The sequence below is a fragment of the Streptomyces geranii genome, from assembly GCF_002954775.1.
Lineage (GTDB): Bacteria > Actinomycetota > Actinomycetes > Streptomycetales > Streptomycetaceae > Streptomyces > Streptomyces geranii.
Window position 1 is genome coordinate 150,821 of record NZ_PJME01000017.1, and the last position, 24,728, is coordinate 175,548.

23 protein-coding genes and 1 tRNA gene are annotated in these 24,728 nt (G+C 70.8%); 19 read left to right on the forward strand and 5 right to left on the reverse strand.

Translation table 11 applies throughout. The annotated features are described in order from the left end of the window. Positions 1 to 50: 50 nt before the first annotated feature. The 9 genes from galU (at position 51) to CW359_RS23260 (ending at position 7,958) form a co-directional block, all read left to right on the forward strand. Entirely contained in the window at positions 51 to 953 is a 903-nt protein-coding gene (gene galU / locus CW359_RS23220; protein ID WP_105972007.1) for a UTP--glucose-1-phosphate uridylyltransferase GalU, read from the forward strand. 5 nt (positions 954 to 958) lie between these two features. Next, positions 959 to 2,293 carry a molybdotransferase-like divisome protein Glp gene (gene glp / locus CW359_RS23225; RefSeq protein ID WP_105972008.1) on the forward strand — a complete coding sequence of 445 codons (1,335 nt, stop codon included), beginning with the start codon at positions 959 to 961 and terminating at the stop codon, positions 2,291 to 2,293. Between the two features lie 69 nt (positions 2,294 to 2,362). Continuing rightward, positions 2,363 to 2,842, forward strand: coding sequence for a cyclic pyranopterin monophosphate synthase MoaC (gene moaC / locus CW359_RS23230; RefSeq protein WP_105972009.1), 480 nt, complete (start codon positions 2,363 to 2,365; stop codon positions 2,840 to 2,842). Next, on the forward strand, positions 2,839 to 3,390 hold the full coding sequence (locus tag CW359_RS23235) for a MogA/MoaB family molybdenum cofactor biosynthesis protein (RefSeq protein ID WP_105972010.1): 552 nt from the start codon (positions 2,839 to 2,841) through the stop codon (positions 3,388 to 3,390). The genes moaC and CW359_RS23235 overlap by 4 nt, the downstream gene beginning before the upstream one ends. Continuing rightward, positions 3,387 to 4,037, forward strand: coding sequence for a GNAT family N-acetyltransferase (locus CW359_RS23240; RefSeq protein ID WP_198655354.1), 651 nt, complete (start codon positions 3,387 to 3,389; stop codon positions 4,035 to 4,037). The genes CW359_RS23235 and CW359_RS23240 overlap by 4 nt, the downstream gene beginning before the upstream one ends. A gap of 177 nt (positions 4,038 to 4,214) precedes the next feature. Then, complete coding sequence (gene sepX / locus CW359_RS23245) at positions 4,215 to 5,495, forward strand: divisome protein SepX/GlpR (RefSeq protein WP_105972011.1); 1,281 nt, start codon at positions 4,215 to 4,217, stop codon at positions 5,493 to 5,495. A gap of 138 nt (positions 5,496 to 5,633) precedes the next feature. Then, a tRNA-Ala gene (locus tag CW359_RS23250) sits at positions 5,634 to 5,707 on the forward strand. A gap of 311 nt (positions 5,708 to 6,018) precedes the next feature. After that, positions 6,019 to 7,326, forward strand: coding sequence for a sensor histidine kinase (locus CW359_RS23255; protein WP_232838545.1), 1,308 nt, complete (start codon positions 6,019 to 6,021; stop codon positions 7,324 to 7,326). Next, positions 7,287 to 7,958 (forward strand): response regulator transcription factor, encoded by a 672-nt coding sequence (locus CW359_RS23260; protein ID WP_232838546.1) that lies wholly within the window; start codon positions 7,287 to 7,289, stop codon positions 7,956 to 7,958. The genes CW359_RS23255 and CW359_RS23260 overlap by 40 nt, the downstream gene beginning before the upstream one ends. A gap of 114 nt (positions 7,959 to 8,072) precedes the next feature. Here the strand turns inward: CW359_RS23260 and CW359_RS23265 are convergent, their stop codons facing one another. Beyond that, a complete protein-coding gene (locus CW359_RS23265; RefSeq protein WP_105972012.1) occupies positions 8,073 to 8,552 on the reverse strand; it encodes a GNAT family N-acetyltransferase in 480 nt (159 codons plus the stop codon). Positions 8,553 to 8,620: 68 nt separating this feature from the next. Here CW359_RS23265 and CW359_RS23270 point away from each other — a divergent pair, with 68 nt between their 5' ends. Then, complete coding sequence (locus tag CW359_RS23270) at positions 8,621 to 9,424, forward strand: exodeoxyribonuclease III (protein WP_105972013.1); 804 nt, start codon at positions 8,621 to 8,623, stop codon at positions 9,422 to 9,424. 15 nt (positions 9,425 to 9,439) lie between these two features. On the opposite strand, the gene CW359_RS23275 is transcribed toward CW359_RS23270, so the two are convergent. Further along, positions 9,440 to 10,060: a MerR family transcriptional regulator gene (locus CW359_RS23275; protein ID WP_105972046.1), complete on the reverse strand. Its 621-nt coding sequence runs from the start codon at positions 10,058 to 10,060 to the stop codon at positions 9,440 to 9,442. Between the two features lie 167 nt (positions 10,061 to 10,227). On the opposite strand from CW359_RS23275, the gene CW359_RS23280 reads away from it, so the two are divergent. From CW359_RS23280 to CW359_RS23295, 4 genes are all read left to right on the forward strand, one after another. Next, on the forward strand, positions 10,228 to 11,784 hold the full coding sequence (locus CW359_RS23280; RefSeq protein ID WP_105972014.1) for a flavin-containing monooxygenase: 1,557 nt from the start codon (positions 10,228 to 10,230) through the stop codon (positions 11,782 to 11,784). Beyond that, complete coding sequence (locus CW359_RS23285; RefSeq protein ID WP_105972015.1) at positions 11,781 to 12,734, forward strand: alpha/beta fold hydrolase; 954 nt, start codon at positions 11,781 to 11,783, stop codon at positions 12,732 to 12,734. Before CW359_RS23280 ends, CW359_RS23285 begins: the two co-directional genes overlap by 4 nt. Beyond that, positions 12,731 to 13,609, forward strand: coding sequence for an SDR family oxidoreductase (locus tag CW359_RS23290; protein WP_105972016.1), 879 nt, complete (start codon positions 12,731 to 12,733; stop codon positions 13,607 to 13,609). Before CW359_RS23285 ends, CW359_RS23290 begins: the two co-directional genes overlap by 4 nt. Positions 13,610 to 13,715: 106 nt before the next feature. Next, a complete protein-coding gene (locus CW359_RS23295) occupies positions 13,716 to 13,931 on the forward strand; it encodes a hypothetical protein (RefSeq protein WP_105972017.1) in 216 nt (71 codons plus the stop codon). 122 nt (positions 13,932 to 14,053) lie between these two features. On the opposite strand, the gene CW359_RS23300 is transcribed toward CW359_RS23295, so the two are convergent. Next, the gene (locus CW359_RS23300) at positions 14,054 to 17,305 is read right to left on the reverse strand and encodes a S41 family peptidase (RefSeq protein WP_105972018.1); all 3,252 of its coding nucleotides are present in this window, start codon (positions 17,303 to 17,305) and stop codon (positions 14,054 to 14,056) included. Positions 17,306 to 17,541: 236 nt separating this feature from the next. Between CW359_RS23300 and CW359_RS23305 the strand changes: the two genes are divergently transcribed. From CW359_RS23305 to CW359_RS23320, 4 genes are all read left to right on the forward strand, one after another. Continuing rightward, a complete protein-coding gene (locus CW359_RS23305; RefSeq protein WP_105972019.1) occupies positions 17,542 to 18,147 on the forward strand; it encodes a TetR/AcrR family transcriptional regulator in 606 nt (201 codons plus the stop codon). Positions 18,148 to 18,323: 176 nt separating this feature from the next. Further along, entirely contained in the window at positions 18,324 to 20,570 is a 2,247-nt protein-coding gene (locus CW359_RS23310) for an MMPL family transporter (protein ID WP_105972020.1), read from the forward strand. Between the two features lie 165 nt (positions 20,571 to 20,735). Next, positions 20,736 to 21,221, forward strand: coding sequence for a YbaK/EbsC family protein (locus tag CW359_RS23315; protein ID WP_105972021.1), 486 nt, complete (start codon positions 20,736 to 20,738; stop codon positions 21,219 to 21,221). Further along, a complete protein-coding gene (locus tag CW359_RS23320; RefSeq protein WP_105972022.1) occupies positions 21,218 to 22,063 on the forward strand; it encodes a DMT family transporter in 846 nt (281 codons plus the stop codon). Before CW359_RS23315 ends, CW359_RS23320 begins: the two co-directional genes overlap by 4 nt. A 21-nt stretch (positions 22,064 to 22,084) precedes the next feature. Here CW359_RS23320 and CW359_RS23325 read toward each other — a convergent pair whose 3' ends face one another. Both CW359_RS23325 and CW359_RS23330 read right to left on the reverse strand, forming a co-directional pair. Then, a complete protein-coding gene (locus CW359_RS23325) occupies positions 22,085 to 22,618 on the reverse strand; it encodes a GNAT family N-acetyltransferase (protein ID WP_105972023.1) in 534 nt (177 codons plus the stop codon). Then, the gene (locus CW359_RS23330; protein ID WP_105972024.1) at positions 22,615 to 24,087 is read right to left on the reverse strand and encodes a purple acid phosphatase family protein; all 1,473 of its coding nucleotides are present in this window, start codon (positions 24,085 to 24,087) and stop codon (positions 22,615 to 22,617) included. The genes CW359_RS23325 and CW359_RS23330 overlap by 4 nt, the downstream gene beginning before the upstream one ends. A gap of 244 nt (positions 24,088 to 24,331) precedes the next feature. On the opposite strand from CW359_RS23330, the gene CW359_RS23335 reads away from it, so the two are divergent. Continuing rightward, entirely contained in the window at positions 24,332 to 24,610 is a 279-nt protein-coding gene (locus CW359_RS23335) for a DUF1876 domain-containing protein (RefSeq protein ID WP_105972047.1), read from the forward strand. Positions 24,611 to 24,728: the final 118 nt, after the last annotated feature.

Below are 24,728 nucleotides of genomic sequence, written 5' to 3' on the forward strand. Positions count from 1 at the left end.
GTTAATCGGAGCCACAGAATCGCCCGAAGTCACCGGATAAGGTTGCCGACATGACTGAGTCGCACCCCAGGATCAGCAAGGCTGTCATCCCCGCAGCAGGCCTCGGCACCCGGTTCCTGCCGGCCACCAAGGCCACTCCCAAGGAGATGCTGCCGGTCGTCGACAAGCCGGCGATCCAGTACGTGGTCGAGGAGGCCGTGTCCGCGGGCCTCGACGACGTCCTCATGATCACAGGGCGCAACAAGCGCCCCCTTGAGGACCACTTCGACCGCAACTACGAGCTGGAGTCCGCCCTTCAGAAGAAGGGCGACGCCGCGCGACTCGCCAAGGTCCAGGAGTCCAGCGACCTCGCCACCATGCACTACGTCCGCCAGGGCGACCCCAAGGGCCTCGGCCACGCCGTCCTGTGCGCCGCCCCGCACGTCGGCCACGAGCCCTTCGCCGTCCTCCTCGGCGACGACCTCATCGACCCCCGCGACCCCCTCCTGCAGCGCATGGTCGAGGTCCGGGAGCGGCACGGCGGCAGCGTGATCGCCCTCATGGAGGTCGCCCCCGAACAGATCCACATGTACGGCTGCGCGGCCGTGGAGGCCACCGACGACGGCGACGTCGTCAAGGTCACCGGCCTGGTCGAGAAGCCCGAGGCCGCCGACGCCCCGTCGAACTACGCGATCATCGGCCGCTACGTCCTCGACCCGCACATCTTCGGCATACTCCGCGAGACCGAACCCGGCCGCGGCGGCGAGATCCAGCTCACCGACGCCCTCCAGCAGCTGGCCCAGGACGAGAAGATCGGCGGCCCCGTGCACGGCGTCGTCTTCAAGGGCCGCCGCTATGACACCGGGGACCGCGGCGACTACCTGCGTGCCATTGTCAGACTCGCATGCGAACGTGAAGACCTGGGCCCGGACTTCCGGACCTGGCTTCGCAGTTACGTAGCCGAGGAGATGTAGCAACGTTGAGCAGCGCCGCGCCCCGCACCACCGGCCAGGACCACGTGTGGTCGGTGGACGAGCACCTGGAGGACATCCTCGCGACCGTCCGCCCCCTCGAACCCATCGAGCTGCAGCTCCTCGACGCCCAGGGCTGCGTCCTGGTCGAGGAGGTCACGGTCCGGGTCTCCCTGCCGCCGTTCGACAACAGCTCCATGGACGGGTACGCGGTCCGGGTCGCCGATGTCGCGGGCGCGAGCGAGGAGTACCCGGCCTCGCTGACGGTGATCGGTGACGTCGCGGCCGGCCAGGACGGCCTGCTCCACGTGGGCCCCGGCCAGGCCGCCCGCATCATGACCGGCGCCCCGCTGCCGCCCGGCGCCGAGACCGTCGTCCCCGTGGAGTGGACCGACGGGGGCCTCGGCGAGGGCCCCGTCACCGGGATGCGCGCCCACAGCACCGACCCCGACGGCGCCTACGGCCAGGTCCGCGTACATCGCCCGGCAGCGGCACGCGCGCACGTGCGCGCGCTGGGCAGCGACGTCCAGGCCGGCGACCGCGCCCTCGCCGAGGGCACCGTCCTCGGCCCGCCGCAGATCGCCCTGCTCGCCGCGATCGGCCGCGGCACCGTACGCGTACGCCCGCGCCCGCGCGTGGTCGTCATGTCCACCGGCAGCGAGCTGATCCAGCCCGACGAGAAGCTCGGCAGCGGCCAGATCTACGACTCCAACAGCTTCGCCCTCACCGCCGCCGCCCGGGACGCCGGAGCCATCGCCTACCGCGTGGGCGCCGTCGCCGACGACGCCGAGACCCTCCGCTCCACCATCGAGGACCAGCTCGTCCGCGCCGACCTCGTCGTCACCACCGGAGGCGTCAGCGTGGGCGCGTACGACGTGGTCAAGGAGGCCCTGTCGTACGTCGCCGACGAGGACGAGCCCGGCGCCGGCGTCGACTTCCGCAGGCTCGCCATGCAGCCCGGCAAACCCCAGGGCTTCGGCACTGTCGGCCCCGACCACACCCCGCTGCTCGCCCTGCCGGGCAACCCGGTGTCGTCGTACGTCTCCTTCGAGCTGTTCGTGCGGCCCGCGATCCGCGCCCTGATGGGCCTGCCCGACGTCCACCGGCCCACCGCCAGTGCGGTCCTGGACACCGACAAGGCGCTGACCTCGCCGGCCGGGCGCCGCCAGTTCCTGCGCGGCACCTACGCGGACGGCCGCGTGACACCGGTCGGCGGTGCCGGCTCCCATCTGATCGCGGCCCTCGCGCACGCCGACGCGCTGATCGTCGTACCCGAGGACACGGAGTCCGTGGAGCCCGGCACGGAGGTCGAGGTCGTGCTGCTGGGCCGACCGGTGGGCTGAGGGGCTGAGGGGCGCGGGTTGGGAGTACCGTGTCGCGCACAACTGGCCCGACCGGGAGCGCCACAGCACATGAGCACGCAGGACCGACTGACGCACATCGACGAGGCGGGCGCCGCCCGCATGGTCGACGTATCCGGGAAGGACGTGACCGCGCGCACCGCCCGCGCCAGCGGCCGGGTCCTGGTCTCGCCCCGTGTGATCGAGCTGCTCCGCGGGGAGGGCGTCCCCAAGGGCGACGCCCTGGCCACCGCGCGGATCGCGGGCATCATGGGCGCCAAGCGCACCCCCGACCTCATCCCGCTCTGCCACCCGTTGTCGGTGACGGGTGTGAAACTGGATCTGTCGGTCACGGACGACGCCGTCGAGATCCTCGCCACCGTGCGGACGACGGACCGTACGGGCGTCGAGATGGAGGCCCTCACCGCGGTCTCGGTCGCCGCCCTCACCGTGATCGACATGGTCAAGGCGGTCGACAAGGGAGCGGTCATCACGGACGTACGGGTGGAGGAGAAAACCGGCGGGAAGTCGGGCACCTGGAGCAGGGCATGAGACCGCCCACGCTCCCCGCCGACATCGGGGGCGCACTGCGCGCGCCGTACGCCGCCCTGGTCGTGACCGCGTCCAACCGCGCGGCGGCCGGTGTGTACGAGGACAAGGGCGGCCCCTTGATCGTGGCCGGCCTGGAGAAGTTCGGCTTCGCCGTCGACGGCCCGTGGGTCGTGCCCGACGGCGACCCCGTGGAGAACGCGCTGCGGGCCGGTGTCGAAGCCGGGTACGCGGTCGTCGTCACCACCGGCGGCACCGGTATCTCGCCCACCGACCGCACCCCGGAGGCGACCCGCGCGGTGGTCGACCGGGAGGTCCCGGGCATCGCCGAGGCCGTCCGGGCGTACGGCCGCGAGAAGGTGCCGACGTCGGCGCTGTCGCGCGGACTCGCCGGGGTCGCGGGCGGCACGCTGATCGTCAATCTGCCGGGCTCCACCGGCGGGGTGAAGGACGGACTGGCCGTCCTGGAACCCCTGTTGAAGCACGCCGTCGACCAGATCAGGGGCGGCGATCACCCCAGACCCGGGGCCGATACCGGGGGTGCGAGCTGAACAGCCCATCCTGGCCCGTCGAGCTGGCGAACGGCGACGTCGTCCTCCGGCCCGTCAGGCTGCGCGACCAGCGGGCCTGGCGCGAGGTCAACCGCCGCAACCGCGACTGGCTGCGCCCCTGGGAGGCGACGATCCCGCCGCCCACCCCCAGCGGCCCGATCGCCCACCGGCCGACGTACCGCCAGATGGTGCGCCATCTGCGCGCCGAGGCGAACTCGGGCCGGATGCTGCCGTTCGCCATCGAGTACCGGGGGCAGCTGGTCGGCCAGTTGACGGTCGCCGGGATCACCTGGGGCTCGATGTGCTCGGGCCATGTCGGCTACTGGGTCGACGAGGCGGTCGCGGGCCGCGGTGTCATGCCGACGGCGGTCGCACTGGCGGTCGACCACTGCTTCCGTACGGTCGGACTGCACCGCATCGAGGTCTGCATTCGCCCCGAGAACGGCCCGAGCCGCCGGGTCGTGGAGAAACTCGGATTCCGCGAGGAGGGGCTCAGACCCCGCTATCTCCACATCGACGGCGCCTGGCGCGACCACCTCGTGTTCGCGCTCACAGCGGAAGAGGTGCCGGAGGGGTTGCTGAGCCGCTGGCAGCGGGCACGATCCCAGAACACGCCGCCTCAGAACACACCGCGGAATCCTGCGTAAATTGAATAAGTGTTCGAATGTGATCGGTTGGCGATCGACTTGAGGTACCAAATACGCGCCCTCGATGACCCGCTGATCGCACCGATCACAAAAAAAGCTCGAAATATCAGCCAGATCGTGCGACACACCGACGCAATTGGCAGATGGCCTCACGCAAACCCCTCTACCGTGTGAGGCGTGAGCAGCAGCGGCCTCATCTACGCAGTCATTGTCGGGGCCTGGGCCGCCTACTTGGTGCCGATGTGGCTCCGTAGGCAGGACGAGCTGAACGAGGCTCGTCCGACGGAACGCTTCAGCACCGCCATCCGGCTCCTGTCCGGACGGGCGGGCATGGAGCGCCGGTACGCCAAGGACCTGCGGGCGCGCTCCACCGACGAGGGGGAGCACAGCGCCGGAGACCCGGAGGGTGTCACCGACTCGGTGGACGTCCGGGCCTTCGCCATGCCCCCGACCCGCAACCAGGCGAAAGCGAAGGTCCAGGCACAGGCACCGGCACCGGTTCAGAGCCAGGTTCAGCAGGAGCGGTCACCGGCGCAGGCGCAGGCGCCGGAACAGCAGCGGGCGCCGAAGCGCGAGCAGCAGGTGTCGGCCTCGGTTCCGGCTCCTTCGAGGGAACGGGAGCGTGAGCGCGTACCGGCGGCTCGTCGGAGCGCGGGACAGTCGGCGGAAGCCGCCGCGCGCGCCCGGCGCTCGAAGGTGCTCGCGCGCCGTCGGCGTACGACGGTGATGTTGTTCTTCGCCTTCACGCTGGGCGCGATCGTCGCGGCGGTCGGCGGACTCGCCCTCCTCTGGGCGCCGGCGGTACCGGCGTTCATGCTGAGCGGCTACATCGCCTATCTGCGTACGCAGGAACGGCGCCGTTTCGCCTACCAGATGGACCGCCGCCAGGCCGAACTGGCCGCACAGCGACTGCGTGAGCGTCAGCCCCGGCGCCGTCCGTCCACCGACCCCGGCGCCGAGGAGCAGGACGAGCACCCCGAGCCGGAGACCGACCCCGGCCTGGCGGCGCTGTCCGCGCTCGCGGCTGACCGGCGTGCGCTCGTCGAGCAGACCGACCACGCGGAGTGGGTCGACCAGCAGCGCGAACGCCAGCGCCGCCCCGGCCACGGCGACAGCTGGGACCCGGTGCCGGTCCCCCTGCCGACGTACGTGACCGCACCGGTCGCCCCCCGGGCCACGTCCGACGTGGACCTCGGCGCTCCGGACGCGTGGAGTTCGGCGCGGTCGAGCACGGTGGGGCGGGAGTCGGAGGAGGCGTCGGTGACGGAGGACGCGGAGGCGGAACCGGACCTCCGGTCGGACCAGGACCCGGAGCCGGCCCACGACGGTCAGGAGGACCCCGACGGCCGCACCGACGCCCGCCGAGCGGCCTCGGCCCGCCGGGCCCGCGAGCGCGGACGCACCCCGCTGTTCGACCAGTACGAGGACGGCGAGCGGCCCCGGGCGGCCAACGAGTAGCGAACGGCACACGACCGTCCGCGACCGCTCTCGGCCGCCCTCCGGGCAGGTGGGGGACCGTGCGGCGCCCTCGACTGACCAGCGCGGAACGGATTTCCGAGCACCCGGATCGGGATGCTAGAGTTTCACTCGTTGCAAGGGCCTGTGGCGCAGTCTGGTAGCGCACCTCGTTCGCATCGAGGGGGTCTGGGGTTCAAATCCCCACAGGTCCACCGCAGCTCCGTTCATGAGTCAGCTCGTAGACGGTTCACGAGATCCCGTCCGATCACTTCGATCGGACGGGATCTCTGCGTTTCTGGACTGTCGGTTTCACCTCGACGGGTGGTGACGGCAACGGTGTTGGCGGAGATGGGACTCGGTTCTGCTGCCGCCGGGCCTGGTGCTCCTCAGCGCGTACTTCTTCCTGCACCCAGGGGCGAGCCGCAAGCTTGATCGCTGGCTGCCGGGGGTAGGGCCAGCCATACCCCCGGCCCGCCCCCTGGGCCCATGGTCCGGGCCCTGTCCACCTCCTACCGTGATCGTCATGCAGCCGAAGAGCGTGTGGCAGGCCATGGCCCGGCCGGGGTTTCTGGTGTCGTCGTGGCCCTGGCGGGCGGTCGGGTATCTCGTCAGTGGGGTCGTCGTCGGTTCCCTTGTCTTTCTGCTGGTTGTGCTTCTGGCCGTGGCCGGTGGAGGTCTCGCCTCAGTGCTTGTGGGGCTGCCTCTGCTGGCCGCCCTCGCGCTGACCGGGCTTCCCGTCGGCAGGGTCGAGCGGTTGCGGCTGCGGATCGTCGACGCGGAGCCGGTGCCCGATCCGCATCGGGTGCCCGTCGAACCCGGGTTGCGGGCCTGGGTGGTGGTGCGGATTCGGGAGCGGGCCACCTGGCGGGAGTTGGGGTATGTGGTGCTGTTCGCGGGGGTGTTGTGGCCCTTGGACGCGCTTGTTGTTGTATTTGGGCTTATTGTGCCCTTGTCCTTGGTGGCAACTCCGTCGCTCATGGCCGCTGTTGGGGGCGGGCGCGAGGCCAAGGTGCTCAAAGTCTGGACGGTCACCGACTGGCCGACCGCCTTCGGGTGCTCGGTCGGGGGAGTTGTTCTGCTGGCCTTGGGCGCCTATGTCCTTGGCGTTGCCGCCGGGGCCCGGGCCGGGCTGACGCGGTTGCTGATCGCCGCGCGGGACGTCGGGTTGGGGGAGCGGGTTGTCGAACTCGCCCTGTCCCGTGGGCGATTGGTGGACGCCTTCGAGGCCGAGCGGCGGCGGATCGAGCGGGATCTGCATGACGGGGCGCAGCAGCGGCTCGTCGCGTTGACGGTGACGCTGGGGGTGGCCCGGCTGGACGCACCGCCGGGACCCCTCGCCGATCAGCTGGCCAAGGCGCAGGAGCAGGCGGGGAGTGCGCTGGCGGAGCTTCGTGAGTTGATCCACGGGATCCATCCCCAGGTTCTCACCGACTACGGGCTCGAGGCCGCCGTGGCCGACGCCGCGGATCGTACGGCCGTGCCCGTGGACGTCGGGCTCGATCTGCCCGGACGTCTGCCTCGGGCCGTGGAGTCGGCCGCGTACTTCGTCGTCTGTGAGGCGCTCACCAACGTCGACCGGCACAGCGGCGCGACTCGGGCCGAGGTCGGTGGTGGGCATCGGGACGGGCTGCTGCTCGTCGAGGTCCGGGACGACGGGTGCGGTGGGGCCGATCCGGCGAGGGGCAGCGGGCTCACCGGGCTCGCCGACCGGGTGTCGGTGCTCGATGGCAGACTCTCCCTGTCCAGCCCGCCGGGTGGACCGACGTCGCTGCGGGTGGAGATTCCTTGCGAGTGGGATCAGTTGACGGATCGCGGCCGGCCCTCCGCGTAGTCCTCGCCGAGGACAGTGTCCTGCTCAGGGAGGGGCTGGTCGGGCTGCTCGGCCGGGTCGGGCACGAGGTCGTCGCCGCCGTCGGGGACGCGGACGCGCTGCTCGCGGCGGTCGCCGAGCACGAGCCCGACGTCGTGGTGACGGACGTACGCATGCCGCCCGGGTTCCAGGATGAGGGGCTGCGGGCGGCTGTGCAGCTGCGTGAGGCGCGGCCCGGGCTGCCCGTGCTCGTCCTCAGCCAGTACGTCCAGCGGGCCTACGCCGCCGAGCTGCTCGACTCCGGGGACGGCACCGGCGTCGGCTATCTGCTCAAGGACCGGGTCGGGCAGGTCGAGGAGTTCGTCGACGCGCTGGGGCGGGTCGCCGGCGGGGGTACGGTCGTCGATCCCGAAGTCGTACGTCAGTTGCTGCGCAGGCGGCGTGATCCGCTGGAGCGGCTGACCCCGCGCGAGCGCGAGGTGCTGGCGCTGATGGCGGAGGGGCGGTCCAACGGCTCCATAGCCCGCCGGCTCGTCGTCTCCGAGGCGGCCGTCGGCAAGCACATCGGCGGCATTCTCGCCAAGCTCGACCTGCCGCCGGCGGACGAGACGCATCGGCGGGTGCTCGCGGTGCTCACCTATCTGCGGGCCTGACCGGCAGCGGCCGTACACGGGTGTTTCTCTGCAAGCCCGTACAGCCCGTACAGCGCTTACGGGTCCTACAGGCCGCCCACACCCCCGAAAGCCCTCACGCGCCCTCAAAAACCCTTACAAGCCCTTCGCGAAGCAGCGGCTCGACTCGTGGTGGCGGTAGTAGCCGAACTTCGCGCTCGGTTCGTAGCCGCTGGAGGTGTAGAGGGCGATCGCCTCCGGCTGTCTGTCGCCCGTCTCCAGGACCATTCGGGTGCGGCCGGTGGCTCGGGCGTCCTCCTCCAACGCGGCGAGTATGCGGCGGGCCAGGCCCATGCCGCGGGCCTCCTCGACGACGTACATGCGCTTCAGTTCGGCGTCGCCGGGCAGATAGCCCTCGTCGGTCTCCTCGTCGTGGCCGCGCCAGCCGCCGGTGGCCACCGGGTGGTCCTGGTCGTCGTACGCGATCAGGTACAGGCCGGACGGCGGGTCGAACATCGCCGGGTCCAGGTGGGTGGCGTCGCCCTCGTCCTCGTAGCGGGCGGCGTATTCGGCCTGGACCTGGTCGTTCAGCTTGACGGCGTCGGGGTGGTCGAAGGAGACCCGGCGGATATTCATGTCAATTACCGTACATCTATGCATGCTGGCGTCGCCAGGTGTTTTCCGTCTCCCGGTATCGTGCCCGCGTGCTGACTGTGACCAGTGTGAATGTGAACGGGCTCCGTGCCGCCGCGAAGAAGGGCTTCGTGGAGTGGCTCGGCGAGACCTCCGCCGACGTGCTGTGCCTTCAGGAGGTGCGCGCCGAGCCTCAGCAGTTGCCCGAGGAGGTTCGTGCGCCTGAAGGCTGGTACGTCACGCACGCGCCCGCCGCTGCCAAGGGGCGTGCCGGGGTCTCCCTCTACAGCCGCCGCGAGCCCGACCGTGTCCAGGTCGGGTTCGGCTCCGCCGAGTTCGACGGGAGTGGGCGGTACGTCGAGGCCGACCTGCCCGGTGTCACCGTCGCCAGTCTGTATCTGCCCTCGGGCGAGGTCGGTACCGAGCGGCAGGACGAGAAGGTCCGTTTCATGGACGAGTTTCTCGGCTATCTGAGGGACCTGCGTGCTCGGGCCGCCGCCGACGGGCGTGAGGTCGTCGTCTGCGGTGACTGGAACATCGCCCACCAGCCCGCCGACCTCAAGAACTGGCGTGCCAACCAGAAGAACTCCGGGTTCCTGCCGGAGGAGCGGGAGTGGCTCGGGCGGGTGCTCGATGAGGGGGACGGCGGGTTCGTGGATGTGGTGCGGGCGCTGCATCCGGAGGTTGAGGGGCCGTACTCCTGGTGGTCCTATCGGGGGCGGGCCTTCGACAACGACTCCGGGTGGCGGATCGACTATCAGATCGCCTCTCCCGGGCTCGCCGCCAAGGCCGTCAAGGGGTACGTCGAGCGCGCGGCCACCCATGCCGAGCGCTGGTCCGACCATGCGCCCGTCACCGTCGTCTACGAACTCTGACCCGGCTGCTGGTCCTCAGGGGTTCTGGCGCAGTCTGCGGTCCAGGGCCAGGGACAGTTCCGCCTCCATCACCCGGCGGGCCAGCGGGCGCAGCAGGGTGGGGTCCGCGTCCGGGGTGTGGGTGCGGAGCATGTCCGTGAAGATCTCGGCCAGGGCGTCCGCGTGGTCGCGGACCCGTTTGCCCGCCGCCAGGACCGCCGACAGCGGGATGCCCTCCTGGACCAGCGCCGACGACGCCTCCAGGAGGCTGCGGCTGATGTGGACGATCTGGTCGCCGTCGGTGCCCAGGTAGCCGAGGTCCATCGAGGCCGCGAGGTTCTCGGGGGTGGCCTCCGGGCCGAAGCGGTCGGCCAGGTCCTCGGGGGTCAGGCGGATCGGGGTCTCCTCGGTGGGGTCGCCGAGGCCCAGCAGGTCGGCCACGTCGCGGCCGTGGTCGAAGGCCTCGGCCAGTTCCGCGATGCCGTTGAGGGTGTGGCCGCGTTCCAGCAGCGCCGAGATCGTGCGCAGCCGGGCCAGGTGGTGGTCGTCGTACCAGGCGATACGGCCCTCGCGGCGCGGTGGCGGGATCAGTTTGCGTTCGCGGTAGAAGCGCAGGGTGCGGACGGTGATGCCGGCCAGCCCGGCCAGCTCCTCCATCCGGTACTCGTGCTCTGCGGTGTTCTCTGCGTCTGCCACTTCGGCACCTTAAGGCGTACCGGCGGTAACTTTCCCTCTCCCGGCCCCTACCGGTCAGTACGAAGCTGCTCTACTCTCCCCATTGCGCCAGTGTTCACTGGCGCGGTCGCGCAGGGAAGGGCATCGGCATGGCCGAAGAGGAAGCCGAACGGAAAGCTGAACGCGAAGCCGGACACGAGCATGTGCGGGTGGCGGTGATCGGGTCCGGGTTCGGTGGGCTCGGGGCCGCCGTGCGGCTGCGCCGGGAGGGGATCACCGACTTCGTCGTGCTGGAGCGCGCCGGCAGCGTCGGCGGGACCTGGCGCGACAACAGCTATCCGGGGTGCGCCTGTGACGTGCCCTCCCACCTCTACTCCTTCTCCTTCGCGCCCAACCCCGACTGGCCGCGCGCCTTCTCGGGGCAGGAGCACATCCGCGCCTATCTGGAGCACGTCACCGACGTCTTCGGGCTGCGGCCCCATCTCCGCCTCAACTCCGAGGTGAAGAACATGACTTGGGACGCGGCGCGGCTGGTGTGGGTGGTCGAGACGAGCAGTGGGACTCTCCTCGCCGATCTCGTCGTCTCCGCCACCGGGCCCCTCTCCGATCCCAAGGTGCCGGACATCCCGGGGCTCGACACCTTCCCCGGCAAGGTCTTCCACTCCGCCCGCTGGGACCACGACTACGACCTGCGCGGCAAGCGCGTCGCCGTCGTCGGGACCGGCGCCTCCGCCATCCAGATCGTGCCCGCCATCCAGCCCGACGTCTCCCGCCTCACCCTCTTCCAGCGCACCCCGCCCTGGGTGATGCCCCGCGTCGACCGGGCCATCGGCGGCGCCGAGCGCGCCGTGCACCGGGCGCTGCCCTTCACCACCCGGCTGCGGCGCGGACTCCTTTGGGGCATGCGGGAGTTGCAGGTCCAGGCGTTCACCAAGCACCCGGGTGAGCTGGGTCTGGTGGAGGCGCTGGCCAAGCGCAACATGAGCCGCTCCGTCAAGGACCCGGCCCTGCGCGCCAAGTTGACCCCCGACTACCGCATCGGCTGCAAGCGCATCCTGCTGTCGAGTGCCTACTATCCGGCGCTCACCCAGCCCAACGTGGACGTGGTGGCAAGCGGGTTGAGCGAAGTGCGCGGGTCCACCGTCGTCGGCGCCGACGGGAGCACGGCCGAGGTCGACGCCATCGTCTTCGGTACGGGGTTCCATGTCACCGACATGCCCATCGCCGACCGGGTCGTCGGCGCCGACGGGCGTACGCTCGCCGAGGCCTGGGCGGACAGCGGGATGCGGGCGCTGCGCGGGGCCTCGGCCGCCGGCTTCCCCAACTGGATGACGATCATCGGGCCCAACACCGGCCTCGGGAACTCCTCCATGATCCTGATGATCGAGTCCCAGCTCAACTATCTCGCCGACTACGTACGGCAGTTGGACGTGCTCGGGGGGCGGGTCGCCCTCGACGCGCGGGCCGCCGCCGTCGACGCCTGGAACGAGCGGGTGCAGGAGCGGATGCTGCGTACCGTGTGGAACACGGGTGGGTGCAGTAGTTGGTATCTGGACGCGGAGGGGCGCAACACCACCGTCTGGCCCGGTACGACCTCCGAGTTCCGGCGGGCCACCCGGCGCGTGGATCTCGCCGAGTACGAGGTGCTGCGGGCGGCGACCGTTGGCAGTGGCGACGCCAACTCCCCTGTGGAGGTGGGCGCGTGAGCCGGTTGATGTCCGTCGCCGAGGGGCCCTACACCCCGCCCGTCCCCGTCCGCGAACTCACCGCCGTCTCCGCCGACGGGGCCCGGCTGCACGTCGAGGTGCACGGCGTCGACGACGGGCCCGTGGTCGTCCTCTCGCACGGCTGGACCTGCTCCACCGCCTTCTGGGCCGCGCAGATCCGCGAACTCGCCCCCGATCACCGGGTGGTGGCCTACGACCAGCGCGGACACGGACGCAGTCCCGCGAGCCGCGTCCACAGCACCGACGTACTCGCCGACGACCTGGAGGCCGTACTCGCGGCGACCCTCGCGCCCGGCGAGAAGGCCGTGGTTGCCGGGCACTCCATGGGCGGGATGACCGTACTGGCCGCGTCCGCGCGGCCGGGGTTCCGGGAGCACGCGGCGGCCGTACTGCTGTGCAGCACAGGGAGTTCGCGGCTGGTCGCCGAGGCGCTGGTCGTGCCGATGCGGGCCGGGCGGCTGCGGACCTGGCTCACGCGGGTCGGGCTCAGTTCGCGTGCGCCGCTCGGGCCGGTCACGCCCGTGTCCCGGCGCATCCTCAAGTACGCGACCATGGGCCCCGGTTCGTCGGCCGCCATGGTGGAGGCGTGCGCCCGGATCGTGCACGCCTGTCCGCGCAAGGTGCGGTACTCGTGGGCGCGGGTGCTGGACGGGGTCCAACTCGACTCCAACATAGGGGAGTTGACCGTACCGGCCGCCGTTGTCGTCGGTACGGCCGACCGGATGACCCCGCCCGTGCACGCGCGCGCCCTGGCCGCCGCGCTGCCCGACTGCCACGGTGTGACCGAGCTGGCCGGGCTCGGGCACATGACTCCGGTCGAGGCGCCGGCTGCCGTGACCGGCGTCATTCGTGAACTCGTCGTGGCTTACGGCCGGTTGGGGCCACAGGAGTCGTCGCAGGGCGACGTACGTATCGAGGAGGGCGCATGAGCAAGGTCAGTCTGGACGGACAGGTCGCTGTCGTCACCGGGGCCGCGCGCGGGGTCGGGGAGCTGCTCGCGCGCAAGCTCTCCGCGCGCGGGGCCAAGGTCGCGCTGGTCGGTCTTGAGGCCGACGCCCTCAAACAGGTCTCGGAACGGCTGCACACCGAGAGCCAGGCCTGGTACGCCGACGTCACCGACCACGAGGCGATGTCCCGGGTCGCGGCCGAGGTCAAGGAACGGTTCGGGAAGGTCGACATCGTCGTCGCCAACGCGGGGGTCGCGAGCGGCGGGCCCTTCGTCGACTCCGATCCGGAGTCCTGGCGGCGGGTCATCGAGGTCAATCTGATCGGGTCCGCCGTCACCGCGCGGGCGTTCCTGCCGGTGTTGATGGAGAGCCGGGGGTATCTGCTGCAGATCGCCTCGCTGGCCGCGATCACTCCCGCGCCGATGATGACCGCCTACTGCGCGTCCAAGTCCGGTGTCGAGGCGTACGCGCACTGTCTGCGCGCCGAGGTCGGGTACAAGGGTGTCGGGGTGGGCGTCGCGTATCTGTCCTGGACCGACACCGACATGGTCCGCGGGGCCGACCAGGACGACGTCATGCGGGAGTTGAGGCAGAAGTTGCCGTGGCCGGCCGGCAAGACGTATCCGCTGGGGCCTGCCGTCGACCGGCTCGTCGCCGGGATCGAGCGGAGGTCCAGCCATGTGTACGGGCAGTGGTGGCTGCGCGGGATGCAGGGGGTACGGGGGTATCTGCCGGGGATCATCGGGGCGGTGGGGGCGCGGGAGGTCGGGCGGTTCTCGGGGCGGTTGCAGGGGATGCGGACGGGGTTGGTCGGGGCGGGTGGGGCTGCTGATGAGGAGGCTCGGGGGCGGGGGTAGGTCGCGATCAGTGACCGACCGTGACTGATCGAAATGCGTGCTTTGTGTTGGCGTGTGAGTCTGGTCGAGCCCCGATCCCCTCACCCACTTACGGGAGTGAACTCACATGGGCATGAAGGACGAGATGCAGGAGAAGGCCCGGCAGGCCAAGGAGAAGATGGAGCAGGCCCGGGAGTCGGGTCAGCGCCGGGAGGGCCAGCAGGGTCGGCAGGACCGCCAGGGCCAGCAGGAGTCTCCGGAGCGCGGGCGTCCGCGGGACGAGGAGACGGAGCGGGCGGTGCGGGAGGAAGAGGATCGGTTGAATCAGGACTACGACATCTAGTCCTGGGGTCAGCTGATTTGCGTGGGGTGCCCTCTGTTTTTGAGGGCACCCTGCGTTTTTGTTTTGAGGTGCGTTGTCGGGTGCGGGTGTGTGGGGGCTTGTCGCGCAGTTCCCCGCGCCCCTTAGGTATGCCTGCGTGGAGGGAGTTTTGGGCGTGAGCGGTTGGGGACCTCGTCGTATGTCGGTGGGGTGGCCGCTGGTTTTGTGTTCAGGAGGGTCAGGGCCAGTTTGATCGCCTCGTCCATTTCGACGTGGTGGCCCTCCGCCCAGTCCAGGGGGGTGCGGAGGATCTCCAAGTCGGGGGCCACGCCCTGGTTTTCGACTGTCCAGCCGTAGGTGTCGAACCAGGCCGCGTTCATCGGGACCGTGATCACCGTGCCGTCGCCCAGGCGGTGGCGGCCGGTCATGCCCACCACTCCGCCCCAGGTCCGCTGGCCCACCACCGGGCCCAGGTCCAGGAGTTTGAACGCCGCCGTGATCATGTCGCCGTCCGACGAAGTCGCCTCGTCGGCCAGGGCGACTACCGGTCCCCTGGGCGCGTTTGAGGCGTACGACACCGGCTGGGCGTTGCGGGTCAGGTCCCAGCCCAGGATCGTGCGGGTCAGTTTCTCCACCACCAGCTCGCTGATGTGGCCGCCCGCGTTGCCGCGTACGTCGACGATCAGGGCCGGTCTCGACACCTCCATGCGCAGGTCGCGGTTGAACTGGGCCCAGCCTGAGCCGCCCATGTCGGGGATGTGCAGATAGCCGCAGCGGCCTCCGCTCAACTCCCGTACGACTTCGCGGCGTTTGGCCACCCAGTCCTGGTAGCGGAGGGGCCGTTCGTCGATCAGGGGGACCACCGCCACCCGTCTGGCCCTTCCCCCGCCCTGGGAGCCCTCCGGCGGCGTGAACGTCAGCTCAACCGTCGTACCGCCCGCCCCCGCCAGCAACGGGAACGGGCCCGTCACCGGGTCCACCGGGCGGCCGTCCACATGCGTGAGCAGTGCGCCCTCGCGGATGCCCGAACCGGCCAGCGGGGAACGGGCCTTGGAGTCCGAGGAGTCGCCGGGGAGGATGCGGTCCAGCAGCCAACCGGCCTCCCTGCGGACGAAGTTGGCGCCCAGCAGGCCCTGTCTGCGCTGGTAGTGGGGTGGGCCCTCGTTGCGGCGGGCCGCGGTGACGTATGCGTGGGAGGTGCCCAGTTCGCCCAGGACCTCGCGGAGTAGATCCGCGAACTCGTCGGGGGAGGCGACCCGTTCGACCAGTGGGCGGTACTGCTCCAGCACGCCGTCCCAGTCGATGCCGCACATCCCTGGTTCCCAGAAGTAGGCGCGGATCAGGCGGCCCGCCTCCTCGTACGACTGGCGCCACTCGGCCGGGGGATCTACCTCGTGCAGGACTCGGCGCAGGTCGATCCAGACCGTCGTATCGCCGTCGCCCGGGTCGGTGGAAGGGACGGCCCGTAGCTCGTCGTCGTCCACCACCACCAGGCGGGTCGCGTCGCCGCTCATCGCGAACCAGTCGAGGTGGTCGACGAGTTCGGACTTTTTCGCCTTGCTGATGTTGAAGTATTCGAGGGTCGGCCGACCGCTCGTGTCCGCCGGGTTCGCGAACGTCTCGCCCAGCGCGCCCGAGATCGGCCAGCGCAGCCAGACCAGTCCGCCGCCCGCGACCGGGTGCAGTGCCGAGTACTTGGAGGCGGTGACCGGGAAGGGGGTCACCCGGCTCTCCAGACCTTCGACCTCGACCGTCACCGTGCCGTCCCCGCCCTCCTCCTCCGGGTCCAGGCCGCCTGCGGCCGGGCGGCCGTCCGGGGAGAGCGCGAAGGGGGACGGGGTCGCGGAGGAGAGCGGGACCAGGTACGGGCGGCAGCCGAGCGGGAAGGAGAGGTCGCCCGTGTGGACGTCGTACACCGGGTCGAAGCCCCGCCAGGAGAGGAAGGCCAGGTAGCGGCCGTCGCGGGTGAACACCGGGTTCTCGTCCTCGAAGCGGCCGTTCGTCACGTCCACGATCAGGCGGTCCTCTCCTCCCTTCGGGGAAATACGGGCCATCTTGATCTGGCGGAGCGAGCGGCCGATGCCCGGGTGCGACCAGGTCAGCCAGGCGCCGTCCGGGGAGAAAGCCAGGTCGGTGACCGGCCCGTTGAGGGAGCAGATCAGCTCCGTCGCATCCCCGTTCGAGTCCTCTGTCGCGTCGAGCAGCAGGAGGCGGCCGTCGTGGGCGGCCACGGCGAGGCGTTCGCCCGCCGGGTCGGACACCAGTTCCAGGACCCGGCCCAGGGCGGCCGACGCCAGCCGCCTCGGCTCGCGCTCGCCGCTCGCCCTCGGGAGGTAGGCGATCTCGATCGCGTCCTCGCCCTCGGCGTCGGTGACGTACGCGACCTGGCCGCCCGAGCCGAGCATCTCGGGGAGGCGGACCCGTACGCCGGGGGTGTCGGTGATCGTCCGGGCCGGGCCGTCGCGGTGGGTCAGCCAGTACAGGCTGCCGCGTACGACGACGGCGCTCGCGCGGCCCGTCTCGTCGACCGAGATGCCGTCCACGTGCTGCGCCGCCGGCACCTGGTACGTACGTCTGCCCGCGCGCGGACCGCCGAGCCGGACGTCGAGGCGGCGGGGGAGGGAGTCGGCGGCGAGGTCGTCGACGATCCACAGGTCGCCCGCGCACTGGTAGACGACGCGGGTGCCGTCGCTCGCGGCGTGGCGGGCGTAGAAGGCGTCGTGGTCGGTGTGGCGGCGCAGGTCGGAGCCGTCGTACGCGCAGGAGTAGAGGTTGCCGACGCCCTCGTGGTCGGAGAGGAAGGCGATGCGGTCGGCGACGAACATGGGGGAGTGGAGGTGGCCGTCGAGGTCGGGGAGGAGGCGTTCGCCGTGCAGCCAGAGGCGGCCGGTGGCGCCGCCCCGGTAGCGCTTCCAGGCGGCCGGTTCGTGGGGTGGGGTGCCGGTGAGTAGGAGGGTCTTGCGCTCGCCGGCGATGTCCGCGACCTGGATGTCGGAGACCGGGCCCCAGGGGAGCCGGCCGCCGGGGCCGCCGTCCGCCGGGACGCTGTACGCCCAGGTGAAGTACGAGAAGGGCTGGCCGTGGGAGGCGACGGCGAGGATGTCGCCGTCGGGGGACCAGCCGCAGACCTGGGTGTCGGCGCTGCCCCAGTAGGTGAGGCGCTGGGCGGGGCCGCCGTCGACCGGCGCGTGGTGGATCTCGGGCACGAGGCTGCGCCAGCTCGTGTACGCGATGTGCCGGCCGTCCGGCGAGAAGCGTGGGTGTCCGACCTTCGTACGGTCGACGGTGAGCCGCCAGGCGCGGCCGGGGCCGTCGAGGGGGGCGAGCCAGAGGTCGTCCTCGGCTACGAAGGACAGCAGGTCGCCGCTGAGGTGGGGGAGGCGCAGATAGCTCACCTCCCCATGCTTTTCCGGGAACGGGGCAGCAGCAACTTCGGACACGCGGCATCTTCGGACGCCCGGGGACTCGGACGCCCGGGGACTCGGACGCGTGGCGATCCGTGAGCCAGGACACGTCCCGCAGACGTACGAAACGGTTTCGTTTCTCTCGTTCTCAGGGTATGTTCATTGACGTACGGCGAAGCTGTACGAAACGGTGTCGTCCGATACTGGAAACCGGAAGGGTGAGTGGCATGACCGAGGTCGCAACGGCGCGTCGTAGTCGGATCACGCCCGAGCGTGAGGCCGAGCTGTACGGCGCCACGCTCGACCTGCTCCGGGAGGTCGGCTACGAGGCCCTCACGATGGACGCCGTCGCCGCTCGTACGAAGTCCAGCAAGGCCACGCTCTACCGCCAGTGGGGTGGCAAGGCCGAACTGGTCGTCAGGGCGATGCGGCACTTCAAGCCGGGCGGTGCCTCCATCGCGGACGTCGACACCGGGTCCCTGCGCGGCGACTTCCACGCCCTGCTGGTCCGGGAGGACGACTGCGCCATGGAACAGAACTCCGCGCTGATGCGGGCTCTGGGCATGGCGGTCCACGGGAACCCCGATCTTCTGGTGGCGTTCAGGGAACTGCTCGTCGAACCGGAGATGGTGGAGTTCCGCGCGGTCATCCAGCGTGCCATGGACCGTGGTGAGGTCCGTGCGGACAATCCGGCGGCCGACTATGTGCTGCACATGATGATCGGCGGCTTCGTGGCGCGCACGCTCATCGACGAACTGCCCCCGACGCAGGCCTACTTGCGCGACTACATCGACGCCGTGGTGCTCCCCGCCCTCGGCGTGCCGGTCCCGTAAGCCCTGTTCTGCAAGCCCAGTTCCGTAAGCCAGTTCCGTAAGTCCAGTTCCGTAGACAGACACCCACGTACCTGACGCGACCGCTCACGTCGTCGGGCTGATCCCCCCTGCGCCCCAACAGGCCGATCAACCCTGCCCATTTGCACCTCAAACGACCTGACCGGGAGTACGCCCTCGTGGCCACGTTCCTCTACAAACTCGGCCGGCTCGCCTTCAGGCGACGGCATTTCGTCGCCCTGATCTGGGTGGCGCTGCTGACGCTCGCGGGAGTCGGCGCGGCCAGCGCGCCCGCCGCGGGCACCACCTCCTTCTCGATTCCGGGTACGGAGGCCCAGAAGGCCTTCGACCTGCTCGAACAGCGCTTCCCCGGCGCGAGCGCCGACGGCGCGACCGGGCGCATAGTCTTCAAGGCCCCCGAGGGCCAGAAGATGACGGACGCCGACAACAAGGCGACCGTCGCGAAGACCGTCAAGCAACTGGGCGACGGTTCCGAAGTCGTCTCCGTCACCGACCCGTTCACGACGAACGCGGTGAGCAAGGACGGCACGGTCGCCTACACCTCGGTGAAGTACGACCTGCCCGGCATGGAGCTGGCGGACTCGACCAAGGACGCGCTGGAGAAGGCGGGGGACGAGGCGCGGGCCACCGGGCTGACCGTCGACGTCGGCGGTGACGCGCTGCAGGCCGCGGCCGACCCGGGCGCGATCGGTGAGGTCATCGGCCTCGCCCTTGCGGCGGTCGTCCTGGTCATCACCCTGGGTTCCGTCGTCGCCGCCGGGCTGCCGCTGCTGACGGCGGTCATCGGCGTCGGGATCGGTGTCTCCACCATCACCGTGCTGGCCAAGGCGCTCGACCTCGGCGACACCACGTCGACGCTCGCGCTGATGATCGGGCTCGCGGTCGGTATCGACTACGCCCTGTTCATCGTCTCCCGCTACCGGGGCGAGCTGGCCGAGGGCCGGGACCGCGAGGAGGCGGCGGGCCGCGCCACCGGCACCGCCGGTTCGGCGGTGGTCTTCGCCGGCCTCACGGTCGTGATCGCCTTGGCGGGCCTCGCGGTCGTCAACGTACCGATGCTGACGAAGATGGGCCTCGCGGCGGCGGGCACGGTCGTGATCGCCGTACTCATCGCGCTGACGATGGTCCCGGCGCTGCTGGGGTACGCGGGCAAGAAGGTGCAGCCGACGGGAGAGAAGAAGAGCAAGAGGAGCAAGAAGAGCGAGAAGAACAAGCAGGAGAAGCAGGAGAAGCTGGAGAAGCAGACCGGGCCCAACATGGGTGCGCGCTGGGCGAGTTTCGTCATCCGGCGGCCGGTGGCGGTCCTGCTGTTCGGTGTGCTCGGGCTGGGTGCGATCGCGGTTCCGGCGACGCAGTTGGAGCTGGGCCTGCCGGACGACGGTTCGCAGCCGACGTCCACGACACAGCGCCGCGCCTACGACCTCCTCTCGGAGGGCTTCGGCCCCGGCTTCAACGGTCCCCTGATGGTCGTGTACGACGCCGCAGGCAGCGCTGACCCGAAGGCCGACGCCGACGCGCTGACCGACCGGATCAAGGGCCTGAAGGACGTCGTGACGGTGACCCCGGCGACCTTCAACAAGGCGGGTGACACCGCGACGATCACGGTGATCCCGGACTCCAAGCCGTCCTCTGTCGAGACGGAGGACCTGGTGCACGCGATCCGTGCCGAGGGCGCCGACGTCAAGGCGGACACGGGTGCGAACGTCCTGGTCACCGGCACGACCGCGATGAACATCGACTTCTCGCAGAAGCTCACCGACGCGCTGATCCCGTATCTGATCCTGGTGGTGGGCCTCGCCTTCCTCCTCCTGATCGTGGTCTTCCGCTCGATCCTGGTCCCGCTGAAGGCGGCGCTCGGCTTCCTGCTGTCGGTACTGGCGGCGCTCGGCGCGGTCGTGGCGGTCTTCCAGTGGGGCTGGCTGAGCGGTCTGATCGGGGTGGAGGAGACCGGCCCGATCATGTCGATGATGCCGATCTTCATGGTCGGCGTGGTCTTCGGCCTGGCGATGGACTACGAGGTGTTCCTCGTGACCCGGATGCGCGAGGCGTACGTCCACGGCGAGGCGCCGTCCGAGGCCGTGGTGACGGGGTTCAGGCACAGCGCCCGGGTCGTGGTCGCCGCCGCGATCATCATGATGGCGGTCTTCGGCGGCTTCATCAGCTCCAGCGAGTCGATGATCAAGATGATCGGCTTCGGCCTGGCGATCGCGGTCTTCTTCGACGCGTTCGTGGTCCGCATGGCGATCGTCCCGGCGGTACTGGCCCTGCTGGGCAAGAAGGCCTGGTGGCTCCCGAAGTGGCTGGACCGAGCCCTGCCGAACGTCGACGTGGAGGGCGAGGGCCTGCGCACCCTGGACGACGACAACCGCCCGAAGGACGAGGACAGGGAGCTGGTACGCGCCTGACGTACACCGCCTGAACAGAGCCGGCCGGTGAGGGCCCCGTGGGGACGGGGAGCCCTCACCGGCTTCTTTCCCGGCCGGAGCCGGACAGACGTGGCTCGGGCGGGCCTCCGCCCACCACCCGGAATTCGTTCGTGATGCACCGGCCCGCCCACTAACGTGCCGGGCATGACCACCTCTCCCCGTTTCGCCGAAGCCCTCGATCAGTTGGGCCTCGGTGAACTCACCTCCCGTATCCGCCGGTTCCCCGACGAGACGCGTACCGCTGTCGAGGCCGCTGCCGCCATCGGGTGTGAGCTGAGTCAGATCTGCAAGTCGTTGATCTTCGCCGCCGACGGGGTTCCCGTGCTCGTCCTCATGGACGGCGCCTCCCGGGTCGATGTCGAGCTTGTCCGGCGCGAACTCGGTGCCGTCAAGGTCACCCGCGCCAAGGCGGACGTCGTGCGGGAGACCACCGGGTACGCCATCGGAGGCGTGCCGCCCTTCGGGCACCGGACCCGGACGACCGTCCTCGCCGACCGTTCGCTGCTGGAGCACGACCTCGTCTGGGCCGCCGCCGGTACCCCTTACACCGTGTTCCCCATGGAGCCGAAGGCCCTGATCGAGCATGCCGGTGGCGTCCTCGTGGACGTGCGGGAGTCGGCCGCTTCGTGACCCCCACCGTCACCGCCGCCGTACTGCTCGCCGCCGTCACCCACGCCTGCTGGAACGCCCTCGCCCACCGCATCACCGACAAGCTCGTCGGGTTCACGCTCATCGCCGGTGGGGGCTTGGTCATCGGGCTGGTCGCTCTGCCGTTTCTGCCGGTGCCCGCCGCCGGGGCCTGGCCCTATCTCGTCACTTCCGCCCTCATCCACATCGCGTACTACGTGCTGCTCATGCGGTCGTTCCGGCTCGGGGACTTCGGGCAGGCCTATCCGATCGCGCGCGGTACCGCACCCCTCGTCGTCACGCTTCTCGCCGCCGTGTTCCTGCACGAGGTGCCCGACGGGTGGGCCGCCGCCGGAATCGCCCTGTCCTGTGCGGGACTTACCGGCGTCGCGCTCTGGGGGCTGCGCGGGCGGCGGCCCAACTGGGCGGCGATCGGGGCCGCGTTGGCCACCGGGGTCTCCATCGCCGCGTACACCGTCGTCGACGGGGTGGGGGTGCGGGCCTCCGGGTCCGCGCTCGGCTACATCGCCTGGCTCATGGCCCTTGAGGGCATTGCCATCCCTGCCTACGCCCTCTACCGCTGGCGGGGGCAATTCCTCGCCACGGTAAGGCCGTTCGCCGCCGTCGGGCTGCTCGGCGCCGCCCTCTCCGTCGCCGCCTACGGGCTCGTGCTGTGGGCGCAGACCCGCGCCGAACTCGCCCCCGTCGCCGCCCTCCGCGAGTCCTCGATCATCGTCGGCGCGGGCATCGGAGCCGTCTTCTTCAAGGAACGGTTCGGGGCGCCCCGTGTCGCCGCCGCCGGGCTCCTCGTCATCGGGATCGGGCTGATGCTGCACACGGGGTAGGGGAACCCGCTGACGGAGAGGTCACGTCGGCGCCGTGTAGCAGCGGACCTTCACCCGCTGGTCCGGGCCCCACTCCTGCTCCACCTCCGCCAGCAGCGTCCAGCTCTGGCGCTCGTACAGGGCCGCCGCCGCTGTGTCCGTCGACGCCACGTCCAGCACCGGGTGCAGGGAACGAGAGCCGGCCTCCGTCACCGCCCGGGCCAGCAGCGCCGCGCCGACCCCTCGGCCCCGGGCCGCCGGATCGACGTACAGGCGATTGACCACGGCCGTCGGGCCCCCGGTCCACAGGGCCGCCGCCGCGTCACCCTCCCCGCTGCGGGACAGGACGATGTGGCCGAGGATTCCCTCACCGCTCTCGCCGTTCTCCCCCTCCGCCACCCACGCCGCGAGCAGCGCGTCCGGGGTCAGCCAACCGGGCGGGTCCGTCGGCCAGTTGACGGGGTACGCGTTCCGCTCGTGGACCGTCGCCAGTACTCGTACGCACGCGTCGAGGTCGGCTTCCGTGCGGGGGCGGATACGGAACCGGGCTGCTTTCGCAGGGGTGTTCGCTGTCACGCGGGCATGTAAGCACGTACGCCCGACAGGTCGTGCAGGCGCATGCTGTTGCGGTCGGTCACCGCGCGGCCGAAGGCGTGGTGGGGCCACAGGCCTCCTGCCGTACGGCGGCTGCGCTCGACCCAGGCTCGGGCCGGGACGCTGCTGTTCTTGTAGTAGTTGAGGGCGTAGCCGCCGGTGTGGATGCGCAGGAGGCAGAAGCCGCCCGGGTAGTCCTTGACCGCGCTGACCTCCTGCTGGGTGACGTGCGGCGCGCTCGTCAGAGCCGTGCGCTTGTTGCGGTGCGTGTGGCCCGCGTGGTGCAGGAAGACGCCCGGGGCGGCGGCGTACGACTCGACGATCGAGCGGGCCTGGGCGCGGTCCAGGCGCTGGCCTCGGCCCATCGGGAACACCGAGTCCCTTGTGGTGAGGGGGTGGTGGCCGAAGACGATCGTCGGTTGGTCGCGGTCCGAACTCAACCGGGCCTGGAACCATGCCAGTTGCTCCGCGCTCAGGCCGCCCGCGTCGCCGCCGTTGCCGTTCTTCTCGTAGGTGTCCAGGCCGATCAGGCGCAGGCCGCCCAGGTCGCGCGCGAAGTAGCCGGGGCCGCCGGAGCCGTCCAGGAAGCCGTCGCGGAAGGCGTCGTCGTCGGGGTTCCGGGGGCGGTCGTGGTTGCCTCGTACGACGAAGTAGTCCCGTCCGTGGGTGCCGAAGCCGTCCAGGATGCGGCGGGCCTCGGCCAGGTCCCGGGCCGCGCCGGCCGCCGAGATGTCACCGGCGGCGAGAAGTACGTCCGCTCCGCGTCGGTGGGCCTCCTCGACCATCGCTCGGCTCATGATCTCCGGGTACGGGTCCAGGCCGGGGTGCTGCGAGACCCCGCGCAGCATCGGTACGCCCGCCACCAGGCCCGCTGTCGTCTCGCCGAGGTGCAGGTCGTTGCAGAGGGCGATGGAGAGGAGGTGGCGGCCGGGGGGTGGCTGCGGGGTCGTGAAGGAGTACGGGCCGCCGTGCGAGCCCAGGCCGTGCAGGGACGTGCCCACCGCGTTGCCGCGCACCAGGTGCAGCGGGGTCGGGGTGGCCGCCCTGCCCCGCGAACGGGCCCGGTAGTAGTAGGTCTGGCCCGGCTCCAGGTCCGTCAGCTCCACGTAGTGGTGGGCGGTCGGGTGGTCCTCCGATGCCGTACGGTCGAGGTGGGCGGGGTGGGTGCCGTACACCACCTCGCCCTCGGTGACCGCCGGGACCAGGTGGCCGAAGCCGTCGTCGGTGCCGGGCACGGCCGTGTACCAGGTGATGACGGCGCGGTCCTCGGTGAGCGTGACCAGCTCCAGGTTGAGGGCCGTCACCGTGTCGGGGTGGGTCCGGCGCTCCCGGCGCGCGGCGAGCGCGGAGCGGAGGACGGCGGGCGTCAGCAGCGCGCCGGAGCGGGCCAGGTCGCGCGGGGAGGGGAACGCCGCCAGGGCGGCCAGGGGAGCGGGGAGACAGCAGCGCATGGTCGGTACGTGCCCGGGGCTCGTTAACGGCTGCCGTGGGGACGGGGGCGGCACGAGGTATGGGGCACGACAACTCCTTCGCGTCGGTGCGGGACGTTCGCGGGAAGCTTTCAGCAGAGCACGGTGGGAGGTCTGAGGACACCGTAAACAGGGTCATCGCGACGAATGTCACACAACGGGCGTGCGTGCGGGGGTGGGCGGGAGCACCCTGGAATCAGCGGCACCGGTACCGGAGGTGATCGTCATGACGCACACCGCAGTGGGATGGCATGTCGAGCTGGAGTTCGAGGAGGACGAGCAGCGTACGCGGGCGGCGGCGCTCGTACGGCTTGCGGACGGGAGTGAGATACGGGCCCACGGGTACGCCAGTCGGCATCGCTCCGACGAGAACCAGCCGCGGGTCGGTGAGGAGATCGCCGGGGCGCGTGCTCTCAACGAACTGGCGATGAGGCTGCTGACCAAGGCCCACGACGAGATCGACGAGGCGTCGGGGCGGACGTCGCGGTCGCTAGGCCTCGGGTAGGTGGGTGGGCAAGGCGGGGGTGCCGGTCGGATTTTCTTCGCCCCCGCCGCCCCTACCCGTCCCATCCCTGGGGGCTGCGCCCCCAGACCCCCCTGGGTGGGTGGGCAAGGCGGGGGTG